The sequence below is a fragment of the Mesorhizobium sp. YL-MeA3-2017 genome (genome assembly GCF_030814575.1).
GTDB lineage: Bacteria > Pseudomonadota > Alphaproteobacteria > Rhizobiales > Rhizobiaceae > Mesorhizobium > Mesorhizobium terrae.
Window position 1 is genome coordinate 1,202,738 of record NZ_JAUSVH010000001.1, and the last position, 13,855, is coordinate 1,216,592.

Genomic DNA, 13,855 nt, shown 5'->3' on the forward strand with positions numbered 1-13,855 from the left:
TGCGCTCCTTGGGGACGGTGCTTAACGCAGCCGTCCGGCAGCCTTGGTCGCCGCCTTCAAGGCATCGTCCGTCGGAGCCTGGCCGAGCAGCACCTGCTGGATATTCTTCTGCAGGATCGACGACAGCTCGGGATAGGACGGCGTCGTCGGCCGGGCGAACATGACGTCGAGCGACACCTTGGCGGCGTCGATCAGCTTCTCCTGCCCCTTGGTCACGGCCGCATCCTCATAGGACGACTTCCAGATCGGCAAGCTGAGCTTGGCGTATTTGTTCTGCGTCGCCTGCGAGGTCATGAAGGTGATGAACTTCCAGGCTTCGTCGGCGTGCTTGGAACCGGCCGAGATGCCAAGGCCCATCGAGCCGTTGACGGCCGAGGCCGCGGCCTTGCCCTTGAAGCCGGGAGCCGGGACGATGCCGACCTTGCCGGCAACCTTGCTCTCCTTGGGGTCATTGGCCATGTTGTACATGTAGGTCCAGTTGAGCGCGAACGCCGCCTCGCCGGCCGAGAACACCTTGCGCACGTCCTCTTCCAGATATTCGCGCGAGTTCGGATTGGTGATGCCGTCGTCCAGCGTCTTCTTCATGTAGCTGACCGCCTCGACCGAACCACCGGTGTCGAAGTTCAGCTTACCGTCTTTGATGAAGGAACCCTTGGCGCCGCCAACCATCGATGTGTAGTCGCAGATCAGCGCTTCGGCCTGGCTCCAGCTCCACACGACCGGATATTTGGCGATGCCCTTGTCCTTGATGATCTTGGCCTGCTCAGCCAGCTCCTCGAAGGTCTTCGGCGGGGCCGCGATACCGGCCTGCTTCAGCATGTCTTCATTGTAGAAGAGATATTTGGTGTCGAGGATCCAGGGCATGCCCCAGGTCTTGCCGTCATAATTCACCGTGGTCCACGCGCCGTCGAAGATCTTGTCCTTGTCGGCGGCCTGCACGCGGCTGGTGACATCCATCAGGAAGCCCTTGGTGGCGAACTCGGCCGGCCAGATCACGTCGAACAGAACGACATCGTAGCCCGAAGCGCCGGCGCCCTGGGCGGCGACGATCTTGTCGTGCAGCGCCTCGTAAGGCACGAATTCCAGATTGACCTTCGTGCCTGGATTGGCGTCCTCGAAGGCCTTGGCCATCGCCTTGGTGTCGTCTTCGCTGTAGGCCGCCTGCTTCATGAAGATGGCATTCAGCGTCACATCGGCGGCGGACGCCGGCAGCGACTGGTGCACCATGAGCGCCAGCCCGCAGGCCGCGCCCTTGAAAAACCTGTTCATGGTATTCCTCCCGATTTGCTGACTGACCCACGCATTGCGCCCAGGCAGCCCGGCGGGAATACACCATGTCGAATTAATTAAATCAAGTTGATTGGCTTATAATTTTGACCATAATCGGCGGAAGTCGCGTAGAGACTTTTCATGACCCTCAAAAGACCCGTCGCCGGTACCAATCTCGAGCAAGCCAAATCCCACAATCGCCGCGTCGTGATCGAGGCGATCAGGACCAACGGCGCGTTGTCGCGCGCGCAGATCGCGCGGCTTACCGCTTTGAGTTCGCAGACCATTTCCAATATCGTCGACGAGCTCGAACGCGCCGGCCTGCTACGCGCCGAAGCCACGCAGAAAGGTGCACGCGGGCAACCGGCTGTGCCCTATTCCATCGACCCCAATGGCGGCTATTCGATCGGCTTGCAGCTCGACCATCAGCTTGCAGTTGGCGTCGTCACCGACCTGTCCGGCACGGTGCGCGCCAGGCTGGAACGCGGCGTCGACCGGCCGATCCCGACCGAAGCAATGCCGCTGCTGGCATCGATGACCGAAGAACTCGCCCACGCCTTCCGCTCGCGCCTGCTCGGCATCGGCATGGCGATGCCCGGTCCCTTCGACGTCGAGGGCATGACCTCGGTCGGGCCTACCGCCCTGCCCGGCTGGCAGGGTTTCCCGGTGGCCGCCGAACTGGAGCGGCTGACCGGCATGCCGGTGACCTTCGAGAACGACGCCACCGCCGCCGCGATCGGCGAACGCCTCTACGGCGTAGCGAGGAACCTCAACAGCTTCGTCTATCTGTTTATCGGCACCGGGCTCGGCGCCGGACTGTTCCTTGATGGCCATCTCTACAAAGGCAGCCGCCACAATGCCGGTGAGATCGGCCACATGATCGTGCAGCCGGACGGGCTTGGCTGCTTCTGCGGCAAGCGCGGCTGCCTGGAGCGCTATGTGTCGTTGCGTGCGGCCTATGATTGCCTGGAACTGCCGGACCCCGACCACGCATCACCCGACCAGCTGGAACAACTCCTGGCCGCTGGCGACGAACGTCTTCTCGCCTGGGTCGACCAGGCGGCCGGTCCGCTGCGACAGGCGATCGACGTGCTCGAACTGGCCTTCGATCCGGAGACGGTGGTGCTTGGCGGCTTCATGCCGCTGTCGGTCATCGAGCTTCTGGCCAGCCGGCTCGAGCCATTGCACCTGTCGGTCTCGTCCTCGCTCGCGCGCAGCGTGCCGCGCGTGATGGTGGGCGCCACCGGCAAGGACACGCCGGTACTCGGCGCCGCCGCGCTGCCGATCTTTTCGGAGACCAACCCGCAATTCGACGTGCTGCAGAAGCCGTTCGGGTAAGCGGCGATCCACTTGGCGGACGAAAAGCCAGGTACCCGGCTTTTCGGGTTTCGAGCAGTGTAAATCCCAGCCGCCAGTAAGGCCGGAAGTTCACCGCGCTGGGATCGCGCCCCGTTTCCTCAACTGATAGTGGCGCCGCGCCCCTACCCTACCGCGGCAATGCCATAAAGGATGGGCATCAAGCCAGCCAGCGCCTTGAAACGTTCCCAGGATTTGCGCTCCGGCTTGGTCCAGCCGGTTTCGGCCAATGCCGAGATGCGTGGGAACACGAGACGATCGAACACGCCGCGGTCAGACATCGGTTCTGACCAGATACAGCACTGCACGCCGAGGAAGTGTTTCTTCTGCTCGTCCGTCCATCCCTTGACTGGATCGAACTCGTAGAGCGTCTGCGGTTCCGACCAGCCGGCCCAGGCCGCGCCCGGTTCCGACCAAGCCGGGCTGTTGGCCATGTCGAGATAATAGACCTGGCCCGGGCAGACGACGATGTCGTAGCCTCGACCGGCAAGCGCCGCCGACACCTCAACCGAGCGCCAGCCGTTCAGGAAACTTTTCTCTTTCTCGATGACATCGCCATGCGCAGCTTCTTCCCAGCCACCGGTTATGCAGCCTCGCGAAGCCAGGAATCTCTGGATACGGGCGAGAAACTGCGCTTGCAGCACCGCCGCACCCGAGCCGTCGATATCGTCGGCGCCGTGATGATTGGTGATGACGTTGAGACGTCTGGCATGGGCGGCAGCAGCCTCCGGGCCGGCCAGTTCCGTGAGCCTCGCCAGCGCCTCCGGCGAGCCCGACCAGGCGCCAATCGGCACCTCGTCGGCGCCGACATGGATGCGCTTGAACGGAAACAGTTCGATCACCTCGTCCAGGACGGTTTCCAGCACCTGGTAGGTTTCTTCACGCGCCGGGTTGAGGCAATTGTTGGGGAACCCTTGCACGGACTGGTAGAAGCCATGTTCGGCGGGATCGCGCAGTTCGGGGATCGCCTGCAGCATCGCATAGCAATGGCCGGGGACGTCGATTTCCGGGATCACCTCGATGCCGAGACGTCCGGCCTGCGCGACGACGGCGCGGACCGAGGCCTTGTTGTAATAACCGCCGGTGCGCGCCGGACCGGAGCCGAGCAAGGGTGGCAGTGGCAGGCCGTGGCCTCGCCAGGCGCCGATGCGGGTCAGATCCGGATATGCATCAATCTCGATACGCCAGGCCTCGTCGTCGGACAGGTGCCAGTGGAATCGGTTGAGCTTGTTCCAGGCCATGATCTTGAGGAAGCGGCTGATCTCGGCCGTGCCGTAGAAATGCCGGGCCACGTCGAGATGCGTGCCGCGCCAGCCGAGCGCCGGCTCATCCCTGATCTCACCTTCGGCCGGAAACAAGAAGGTTTCGGGATGGTGGCGCGCGCCGCGCAGCATCTGGCCAAGGGTGATCAACCCATAGAGCAGGCCGTTGCGCGCCCTCCCCGACACCACCACGCGGTCAGCGGCAAAGCGGATGGAATAGGCCTCGGGGCCGAAATCGTCGGCAAGCGACAACGACACCGGCAGGCCGCCCTCTGCCTCCGGGCGCACGATGCCTTCGACCGAGAACAAGCCGTCCACCAGTTCGCCGAAGGTTGCCGCGGCGGCTTCGGCCTCGGCACCTTTGGCCTTGAGCGCGAAGCCCATCGGGACTGGCGCCCGGCCGGATATCGAAACGTTGTTCGGCCATGGCACGATGGCAACTGGGACCGGCGCCACCGTCGGCACGGGATAAATCTCGGCGCCGCGCTTCAGCGGCGCGTTGTCGCCCTTGGCCTGAGTCGGAGCCACCGCCACTGGCAGCGTCGTGCCGTCAGCCAGCGCAACATAGGCAGTGTTGGCGCCGTCCGTCCAATGGCGCAGCGGATAGGAAAGCCCGCGAGCCGTCACGGTCCACGATGCATTGGGCTCCAGCACGAAACTCGCCGGCGGCGACAATTCGGAATGGTTGGACAGGCGCGCGGTCAGGCTGCCGCCCTCGACCACCGCGGCGGGATCGATGCGCGCTGGGCCACTGACGCACAGCTTGAAGCCTTGCATCGGCTTGGAAGACAGATTGGTCAGCGTCAGCGAATAGGCGAGGCTTTCACCGTCTGTTGCAGGCGTCCAGTTGGTTTTGAGGCGCAAGGCGGATTTCGGCTGAATGGTCATGGCGCACTTTCAATCGGCAAGCGTTGCGTGGGAGGTTTCGGCGTTGGTGCTTCCCTTGCCGGCCGGACCCTTCCCATGGAGGAAGGTGGAAGCTTCCGGCTTCGCGTCCCGCCCGTCGCTTTGACGAGCTGGCGCATTATTCATCAGATGGCGGCGACTTCAACAGGCCCGCATAGACGCCGGGCTCGGAGTTGGGGATCATCGTGGCACCCACCGTGCGCTCGTAAAATTCCGACGGACCGACATCGCCGATGATGGCATAGCCGTAGCCCATGGTGCGAAGATCGAACAGCGAGGCGAGCAGCAGCGCGTGGCCGATGCCAAGGCCCCGGGCCTCCTCGTCTACACCGGTCGGCCCGAAGAAACCACGCGCAATCGCCTCGTGGCAGGAAAAGCCGACCAGCTTTTCGGCGCGGGTGGCAAGGAAACAGGTCGGCGGCTGCCGCGACATGGCGATCGCCGTTTCGCTCGACCACCACGGATGAAATTTCCGCCGCACCCACCCAGTGACCAGCTCGAGCTCCGGCGCCAGCGCGCGCCGGATCGTCACGCCGGCCTTCTCCAGGCGCTTGTCGAGCGAAGGCTCCGGCTTGAGGGTGCTCAGATTGACGAGATAGTCCATGCTTTGTTGCCGTTTCGGTTCATGAAGCGTCGGGGACGCGGATGAAATGGTTGGGACCGATCTGCTCGATCTTATCCGACGCCGGCCGGCTGATGCGACGCACCTCCTCGGCATGACCAAGGAAACGCGCGCTGTCGCCGGGAACGAAGGGCCGGTCGGGATCGGGCACCGCCGAGAGCAGAAGCTTTGTGTAGGGATGCCGCGCATCGCGGATGACGGTTTCCGTGCCGCCCCATTCCACCATCTGGCCGGCGAACATGACGATCACCTCCTCCGCGACATGCGCCGCGGTGGCAATGTCGTGGGTAATGTAGAGCAGCGCAAGCCGCCGCTCGCGTTTGATGCGGGATAACAGTTCCAGGATACCCAGCCGGATCGACACGTCGAGCATCGAGGTCGGCTCGTCGGCCACCAACACGCCCGGCCGCACTGCGAGCGCGCGGGCGATGTTGACGCGCTGACGCTGGCCGCCGGAAAGCTCGTGCGGAAACTTGCGCGCCGTCAGCATGGGGTCGAGGCCGACCGAGGCAAGCAGCTCGGCGACGCGCAGCACCTCATCCGCCTTGCCTTTCGCGTGCCCGTGCAGTTTCAGCGGCCGGGCCAGATGGTGCTGGATGGAAAAGACCGGGTTCAGCGAAGCGAACGGGTCCTGGAACACCATCTGCACAGCGCGGCGATAGGCAGCCTCGCCAGCCTTGTCGCCGGGATGGGTGACGTCGCGTCCGCGGAAATGCATGGTGCCGGCGGTCGGCTCATCCATGCGGGCGATGATGCGCGCACAAGTGGTCTTGCCGCAGCCGGATTCGCCGACCAGCGCCAAGGCCTTGCCGGCCTTCAGCGACAGCGAGATGCCGCGCAGCGCCTGCACCGCGCCGAAATGGCGTGTGACGCCATCGAGGCGCACCACCGGTTCGGTCAGCGCCTCCGCGCCTTCGACGTCGACTGTCGGTTGCGCGTTCATGCGGCGGCTCCGTGGCCGGGCAATTGCGGGATCGCGCCCCACAGCCTGCGCGTATAGTCGTGCACGGGTGCGCGGCTCACCTGGCGCACGTCGCCGACCTCGACCAGCTCGCCCTTCAGCATGACGCCGATACGGTGGCAGAGCTGTGCCATCAGATGCAGATCGTGGGTGATGAACAGCACCGAAAAGCCGTGGCTGCGCTGCAGGTCGATCACCTGCTCCAGGATCTCGCGCTGCACCACCACGTCGAGCGCCGTCGTCGGCTCGTCCATGATGATGAGTTCAGGCTGCAGTGCCAGGCAGATCGCGATGACGATGCGCTGCCGCATGCCGCCGGAGAACTGATAGGGATAATTGTCGAGCCGGGCCGCTGGAATGCCGACCAGCTTGAACATCTCCTCGGCGCGCGCCCGAGATTGTGCCTTGCTGGCACCGGTGTGGCGCGAAAGCACGTCGTGGAACTGCGCCTCGATCCGCATCAGCGGGTTGAGCGAATTCATCGCGCTCTGAAAGACCATGCCGATGCGCCGCCAGCGCACTTTCTGCAGCGCCGCCTCGGGCAGCCTCAAAAGGTCCTCTCCGTCAAGCAGCACCTCGCCGCCCGCCACCCAGGCCGGCGGCTTCGACAGGCGCGTGATCGCATAGGCAATCGTGCTCTTACCGCAACCGGACTCGCCGGCAAGCCCGAAAAGTTCGCCGCGACCGATATCGAAGGACACGTTCTTGACCGCGCGAAAGGCGCCGTCGTCGGTAAGATAGCCGACCGAAAGGTCGCGTATCTGCAAAAGGGGCGCGTTCACCGGGCGGCCTCCAGTTCGCGCGCCCGCAGCCGAGTGAGCCGCAGCCAGCGGCTGAGCGCGGGGCCGGAGCGAAGCTGCGGGTTGGCGATCTCGTCGAAGGTGAAATTGAGCAGCGCAAGGCCAAGTCCGACCAGCGCGATGCCGACCGCCGGCGCGCCGATATCCCACCAGGCGCCGATGATGATCGCCGAGGAATTCTGCGCGTTGTAGAGCATGGTGCCCCAGGTGACGTTGAGCGGGTCGCCGAAGCCGAGATATTCAAGTGTCGTCTGCGCAACGATGGCGTAGATGATCGAGCCAACGATGTTGATGCCGATCAGCGGCACCAGATTGGGCAATATCTCCACGAAGATGATGCGCCATGGCGGCTCGCCGACCATGTGCGCGGCGACCACGAACTCGCGGTTCTTGAGCGCCAGTGTCTGCGACCTTGTCATGCGCGCGCCCCACGGCCACGAGGTCAGGGCGATGATCGCCATGATCGCCAACGGCCCGACGGTTCCGGCGAAGGAAGCGAGCAGGATGAGCAGCGGTATGTTGGGAATGACCAGCACCGCGTTGGTGATCAGGTCCAGCGTCGCGTCGGTGCGGCCGCCGAAATAGCCGGCGACAAGCCCTATCGCCGTGCCGAGCGCGGTGATCGCGAGACCGGTCACGAAGCCGACAGCCAGTGACGGACGCGCGCCCCAGACGAACTGCGAATAGACGTCCCGGCCCATCTTGGTGGTGCCGAAATAATGCTCCACCGTCGGCGCCTGGTGCGAGCGGCCGACGCGCGCGGCCGGATCGCCGGGCGCGATGAGCGGCGCAAACAGCGCCATCAGGCAGAGCGTCGCGACGATTACAAGACCGGCGACCGCCTTCTTCTGGCGCCAGAACAGCCTGAAGTTCGAGCTCATACCTGCCCCTCTCTCAGTCGCGGATCGATCACGCCGTACAGGATGTCGACCAGGAGATTGGCGCCGAGCGTGGCCATGGTCATCAGGAGCAGCTGCCCTTGGATAACTGGGTAGTCACGTGCCACACTGGCGGTGAACAAGGTGAGCCCGAGGCCCGGATAGTTGAAGACGATTTCCGTGACGATCGAGCCGCCGAACACCGCGCCCAGCATCAGCGCCAGATTGGTCATCACCGGCAGCATGGCGTTGCGCGCCGCATAGCCGAACATTACCGCCGTATCGCTCAAGCCCTTGGCGCGGCCCATGGTGACGTAGTCCTCGCCCAGCACCGAGATCATTGAGGAGCGCATCGTCGTCTGGAATTCGCCGATGAGATAGGGCGAGAGCGTCAGAACGGGCATGATCGCGTGCCAGAACACCGAACCGAAGAAAGTGAAATTGATGCCAGGATCAAGACTGGGGTCGTAGGCGTAACCGACTGGGAACCAGCGCAGCGTCACGCCGAAGATGAACAGTGTGGCCAGCGCGATGATGACCGGGGGCACCGCGATCATCACCACGGAAAAGGGCGAGACGAACGCGTCGAAGCGTCCGCCTCGCCTCCAGGCTGCCCCCGCGCCGAGGGAGACACCGACGCAGAGGGAAAAGGCGATCGCCGTCACCACCAGGAAGGCGGTCCAGCCGGCCGAGCGGCCGAGTACTTCGGTGACGGTCTGCGGATAATATTTGACCGAAACGCCAAGATCGAAGGTCGCCAGACCTTTCAGGTAATCGACGAATTGCAACCACATCGGCTGCTCGACCGCGCCGAAGCGTGCCTTGATCGCTTCGATGGCGGCAGGAGTGGCGCGCGGCCCAAGCTGCGCGATCATCCCGTCGACAGGGCTCCCCGGCATCAGCCGGGGAAGCGTGAAATTGACCACGATGGCGAACAGGAAAGCGGCCAGATAGACCCCAAGCCGTCGAAGAGGTATCCGCATTGCCGCTCTCCCCTCGTCTCGCTCCCTTCGCTTATTGCACCGGCTTCAGGCGCAGCAGATGAATCAGCCGCAACCGGTTGTTGTCATGGTCTTCGGGGTTCATCGCCGGCTCGTCCTTGGTCACCCAGCCGGTGAAACGCTTGGTCGAGTATTGGTACCAGGTCGGGCCATTGAACACCGGCACCACCGGAAAGTCGGTGGCGACGATCGTCTGCACCTCGTTGAACAGCTTCTTGCGCTCTTCGTCGGAGGTCGCCTTGCGATAGGCGTCGAACACCTTGTCCAGTTCTGGGTTGGAGTAACGCGACGGCGCGCTGGTGATGCGGCCGGCGAAAGCCGTCGACAGCGACTGGTAGTAGCCGCGGAACGGTGTCGGGCCGTCGGCGCGCGAATTCATGACCGCATCGAGGGTGCCGTCGATAATCTGCTTCTGCCACTGCTCGTATTCCGGCGTCGCCACGGAGGCGTTCACGCCGATCTTGCGCAGGCCCTCGGTGGCGATCTGCACGGCATCGATCCAGTCGGTCCAGCCGTTTGGCACGGCGATGGAGAAGGCGATCGGCTTGCCGCTCGGCGTGGTGCGGAAACCGTCGGCCCCCTTCTTGTAGCCGGCGTCGTCAAGGAGCTTGTTGGCCTTGTCGACGTCATAGGCCATCCACACATCCTTCTCGCCCTCGGCGGCCTTGTTGCGCCAGGACTCGAAGCGCGGCGGCAGGCCCGACGCATGCAGGTTCACCACCGGATAGCCGAAGCCGGCGATGTCGACCATCGAGGTGCGGTCCATGGCCAGCGAGAACGCATGGCGGAACTTGATGTCCGCGAAGGCCTCGGCGTTGCCGGGATTGGTCGTCTTGAAATTCATCTGAAAGGCGACGGTCTCGGCCGGCGGCTGCCAATAGCCGTTGTTCTTCGGATCGAGCGCCACATAAGTCTTGTCGATCTGGGGCAGGAACGAACCGATCCAGTCCATCGAGCCTTCCGGCAGCAACGCCAGCATCTGGTCGTTGCCGGAAATCTGCGGTAGCTTCAGGCAGTCAACCTTGAGCGACGTGGCGTCCCAGTAATTGGGGTTGCGGCACTGTTCGTAGACCTGCGGCGTGAAGCGGCGGATTTCGGTCATCGGGCCCGAACCGACCGGCTTCTCGTTCTTGAAGGCGAGCAGGTCCTTAACGTCCTTCCAGATGTGCTCGGGCACCACCGGGAAATCGGCGAGCGATTCCGGGAAATGGGTGTCGACGGCCTTGAGGTTGATCTTGACCTTCGTCGGCGATGGCGTCTCCACAGAAGCGACCGTCTCACCGACGCCGACCGTGTCGACGGCCGGGTTCTTCAACATCATGTCGAGGGTGAATTTCATGTCGGCCGAGGTCAGCGGCTTGCCGTCCGACCATTTGACGCCGTCGCGTAGCGTGTAGGTAATCGACTTCAGGTCGTCGGAGAATTTGTAGCCTGTAGCCAGCCGGTAGATCGGCTTACCGCTGTCATAGTCGTTGAAGATGACCAGTGGCTCGTAGATGAAATCCATCGTGCTCTGGCGACGTCCGCCGAGATCGAAGGGATTGAAGTTCTGTACCCAGCTCGTCTGCTCCTCGATGTGCATGGAGAGGACGGCTTCCGCGGAGGCGGGTGCAGGTCCGACGGTCAATCCGGCGGCAATCGAGAGTGCGGCGAAGGCCGCGCTGGCAAACAGACCCCGCCGCGATACAGCGGGGCGCAAAGAAGACGGATTCGTTCTGATGGCACGCATAGTTCGGTTCCCCTGGGTTGGAATTGACCCTTCCGCTCTTGTTGGCGGATAAGATAAATCAATTTGATTTAAGGGTATGAGCGAACCATGGCTGCGTCAACTGGTCACAATCAATAAATGGCGCAAAAATCCTTGACCCACAAGGGGTTGCGGGTTTTTGTGGGCGCGCCCATTCGCGCACTGGTGTGGATTTTTGGCGTCAAAATCCCAGCGTCCAGAATGGCTTGACGCTGCTCTCTGGCAGGTTCCTTCACCTTGGCGAAGCGAGTTTTACGCACGCGTTTTGCCCGCGGTGGCTGTGGATAGCCATGCCGCTGCAGCCATGATTTTCCGGTGGCGCACCCCGCTGGAACAAGTCAGCGGCCGATGCGGCATCGTCATCCAGTCCCGTCTCGACGGGCGCCGACGATGCAAAATTTTGCGTCTTGTTCGGCCTGTCAGCCCTGGCCGTTTGCCTTGTGCAGCCCGGCCTGGTGGATCAGCGAGCTCCAGCTATTGGTCGACGCGAGGTGGCAATAGACCAGCGTCAGCGCACCGGATCGCCTGAGGTCGAGGAATGCTTCGTCGCTCAGCTTGTTGAAGGCATCCTCGTCGATCACCTGGAAATCGGTGAGGTTGAGGATTTCGCCGGTCTCCAGTGTCACGGTACTGCGCCGCTCGACGAACAGCCCATGCGCGGCAATTCCGTCGACCATGGTGCGGGTGGCGTTGAAGTCGATCTGGTACTGATTGCAGAAGGCGAGCGCTTGCTTGGTCGCTTCCGCCGCCTCGGTGCCGGCAAAAAGCGGCGCGACCTTGTCGCCCCGTGCCGTCGCTTCGGCCTGTTCGACCACCCGGTCGCTGGCGCGGTCGACACAAAGTGCGAGGCGGTCACTACCCTGGCCGCCATCGTCGGCGAGGATGAAGGGATAGCGCCGTACATAGGCCGGAATGTAGTGCGGTTTCGCCCACTGGCCGTCCTTGCCGACAAACAGGTTCTCACCTTGCCTCAGGCCGGTGATGACGAGGGGGGCGTGAGCCGGTCCAACAAAGACGATCGGATAGGAGCGCATCGCCGCCGGCAGTTCGGCCGTCACGACGGGCAGCGCATGCGCGGCACGGGTGAAAGAGAAATCGTTTCGCGCGGCAAGGCCGAGGGAACCGTGGCGGCCTGGGTTCATCGCCTCCGGCTGCGCATAGAAGAGCGGCAACCCGCCGGCGCCCTCGGTCGCTGCGTTCTTTGCCGTACCGCCATTGCCTGCAGTCATGTCTCGTTCCCCCTAGCCGACGTCTGTCGAGGACGCGACACGATCATCACGCGCGTTCCAGTCCGGTTGCGTCATACGCCAGAGGTCGGGAAAAAGTCCATCGGTTGCCCGGCACTAGGGCAACCACCCCAAAAATGATCAACGGTCCGGTCCCTGCCTCTTCCTGTGAAGCGGAAGCCCCCTACGCGTCGTCGCGGATCGCTCGCCCAGCCTTCTGGAGAAGTTCAAACGCCTGGAACCGTTTGGCGTGCCAGCCGGCGTGGGCGGCATTCGGCGGGTAGGTTTCCCCAAGTTCCGACATCGCCGCCATCGCCCCAGCCACATCCGCGAATTGGCCGGCGGCGACTGCGCCGAGAATGGCCGAGCCCAACAGCACCGGTTCCGGCGAGGTCGAGGCAGCGACCGTCAACCCGGTCGTGTCGGCCAAAAGCTGCCGCACCAGCGGGCTCTGGCCGGCGCCGCCGCTGACCACGATGGTGTCGGTCGCCACACCCTTGTCGGCAAGCACGCCGACGATCTGGCGTGCGCCGTAGCCGAGGCCGCAGACCCCGGCAAGATAGAGGCCGACCAGCCCTTCCAGGCCGTCGTCCATGCCGATGCCGGCGATCAGGCCAAGCGCCTCGGGATCGGCGAAGGGCGCGCGGTTGCCAAGGAATTCCGGTACGACGTGCAGCTTGCCGACAAGGCCGGGAACCGCTTCCATACCGCCGCGCTTGCCTGCCTCATCCGCCAGCCACTGGCCGAGGCTGGCACCGGCCTCACCAGCCCTGGCCGCGGCCTCCGCCGAGGCGGGATGCATGCGCACCAGATGATCGATGGCCGCGCCGGCAGCCGACTGGCCGCCTTCGTTCAACCACAGGCCCGGCACCATGGCCGAAAAATACGGGCCCCACACACCGTCGACGAAAGCCGGTTCGGTGGTGGTCGACATGGTGCAGGCCGAGGTGCCGAACACATAGGCCATGCGCGACGACACGGTGCCGGCACCGCCGCGCGCGCCGACCGTGCCGATGCCGCCGGCGTGGGCGTCGATCAGGCCGGCAGCCACCGGCGTGCCTTCGACGAGCCCAAGATCGCGCGCCGCCTCGGCAGTCAGTCCCGCGCCGAGCGGTGTACCAGCCGACACCACTTCGGTCCCAATGCGCCGGAATGCTTCGTCGGCCAAAGCGCCAAGCCCGACCGTGCGGAAATAGTGTTCGTCCCAGCGCTGTTCATGCGCCAGATAGGTCCATTTGCAGGTGACGGTACAAACCGAGCGGGCCAGGCTGCCGGTCGACTTCCAGGTCAGGAAATCGGTCAGGTCCAGGAACTGCCAGGCGCGGCCAAAGGTCTCCGGCTTATGCTCGGCCAACCACAAGAGCTTCGGCGTCTCCATCTCCGGTGAGATGGCGCCGCCGACATAGTTCAGCACCGCCTCGCCTGTCCGGTTGATGCGGGCGGCCTGTTCGGTCGCGCGGTGGTCCATCCACACGATGATGTTGCGCTCGGCCTCGTCGGTCGGCCCGACGGGAAGTGGCAGTCCCCCCTCGCCCAGCACCACCAGCGAACAGGTGGCGTCATAACCGATGCCCGTGATCGACGCCGCTTCCACGCCGGCCTTTGCCACCGCCTCGCGCACGCTGGCGGCGACGGCGCGCCAGATGTCGTTGCTGGACTGTTCGACGATATCGCCCGCCTCGCGGTAGAGGGCGATGTCGCGCTTGGCCGAAGCGAGCATCGTTCCCTTGGCGTCGAACACCCCGGCGCGCGCGCTGCCGGTACCGACATCGATGCCGAGAAAATGCTTCGCTAAGGTCATTCGATCACCCTTGAAACGAAAGAATT

Annotated in this window: 11 protein-coding genes; 1 reads left to right on the top strand and 10 read right to left on the bottom strand. The window is 64.0% G+C overall.

What is annotated here, in order from left to right:
• Nucleotides 1-21: 21 nt before the first annotated feature.
• Nucleotides 22-1,269: an extracellular solute-binding protein gene (locus QFZ88_RS05640; RefSeq protein ID WP_024923539.1), complete on the bottom strand. Its 1,248-nt coding sequence runs from the start codon at nucleotides 1,267-1,269 to the stop codon at nucleotides 22-24.
• Nucleotides 1,270-1,410: 141 nt separating this feature from the next.
• On the opposite strand from QFZ88_RS05640, the gene QFZ88_RS05645 reads away from it, so the two are divergent.
• Nucleotides 1,411-2,607 (top strand): ROK family transcriptional regulator, encoded by a 1,197-nt coding sequence (locus tag QFZ88_RS05645; protein WP_024923540.1) that lies wholly within the window; start codon nucleotides 1,411-1,413, stop codon nucleotides 2,605-2,607.
• 143 nt (nucleotides 2,608-2,750) lie between these two features.
• Here the strand turns inward: QFZ88_RS05645 and QFZ88_RS05650 are convergent, their stop codons facing one another.
• The 9 genes from QFZ88_RS05650 to QFZ88_RS05690 form a co-directional block, all read right to left on the bottom strand.
• Nucleotides 2,751-4,775 (bottom strand): beta-N-acetylhexosaminidase, encoded by a 2,025-nt coding sequence (locus QFZ88_RS05650; protein ID WP_024923541.1) that lies wholly within the window; start codon nucleotides 4,773-4,775, stop codon nucleotides 2,751-2,753.
• Nucleotides 4,776-4,911: 136 nt separating this feature from the next.
• Nucleotides 4,912-5,397: a GNAT family N-acetyltransferase gene (locus tag QFZ88_RS05655; RefSeq protein ID WP_024923542.1), complete on the bottom strand. Its 486-nt coding sequence runs from the start codon at nucleotides 5,395-5,397 to the stop codon at nucleotides 4,912-4,914.
• Nucleotides 5,398-5,416: 19 nt separating this feature from the next.
• Nucleotides 5,417-6,358: an ABC transporter ATP-binding protein gene (locus QFZ88_RS05660; protein WP_024923543.1), complete on the bottom strand. Its 942-nt coding sequence runs from the start codon at nucleotides 6,356-6,358 to the stop codon at nucleotides 5,417-5,419.
• Nucleotides 6,355-7,158, bottom strand: coding sequence for an ABC transporter ATP-binding protein (locus tag QFZ88_RS05665; protein ID WP_024923544.1), 804 nt, complete (start codon nucleotides 7,156-7,158; stop codon nucleotides 6,355-6,357). The genes QFZ88_RS05660 and QFZ88_RS05665 overlap by 4 nt, the downstream gene beginning before the upstream one ends.
• On the bottom strand, nucleotides 7,155-8,057 hold the full coding sequence (locus QFZ88_RS05670; RefSeq protein WP_024923545.1) for an ABC transporter permease: 903 nt from the start codon (nucleotides 8,055-8,057) through the stop codon (nucleotides 7,155-7,157). The genes QFZ88_RS05665 and QFZ88_RS05670 overlap by 4 nt, the downstream gene beginning before the upstream one ends.
• Nucleotides 8,054-9,037: an ABC transporter permease gene (locus QFZ88_RS05675; protein ID WP_024923546.1), complete on the bottom strand. Its 984-nt coding sequence runs from the start codon at nucleotides 9,035-9,037 to the stop codon at nucleotides 8,054-8,056. Before QFZ88_RS05675 ends, QFZ88_RS05670 begins: the two co-directional genes overlap by 4 nt.
• 31 nt (nucleotides 9,038-9,068) lie before the next feature.
• Nucleotides 9,069-10,775 (bottom strand): ABC transporter substrate-binding protein, encoded by a 1,707-nt coding sequence (locus QFZ88_RS05680; RefSeq protein WP_024923547.1) that lies wholly within the window; start codon nucleotides 10,773-10,775, stop codon nucleotides 9,069-9,071.
• A 446-nt stretch (nucleotides 10,776-11,221) separates the two neighbouring features.
• Nucleotides 11,222-12,031: a SapC family protein gene (locus QFZ88_RS05685; RefSeq protein ID WP_024923548.1), complete on the bottom strand. Its 810-nt coding sequence runs from the start codon at nucleotides 12,029-12,031 to the stop codon at nucleotides 11,222-11,224.
• A 181-nt stretch (nucleotides 12,032-12,212) separates the two neighbouring features.
• On the bottom strand, nucleotides 12,213-13,829 hold the full coding sequence (locus QFZ88_RS05690) for an FGGY-family carbohydrate kinase (RefSeq protein ID WP_024923549.1): 1,617 nt from the start codon (nucleotides 13,827-13,829) through the stop codon (nucleotides 12,213-12,215).
• Nucleotides 13,830-13,855 lie beyond the last annotated feature (26 nt).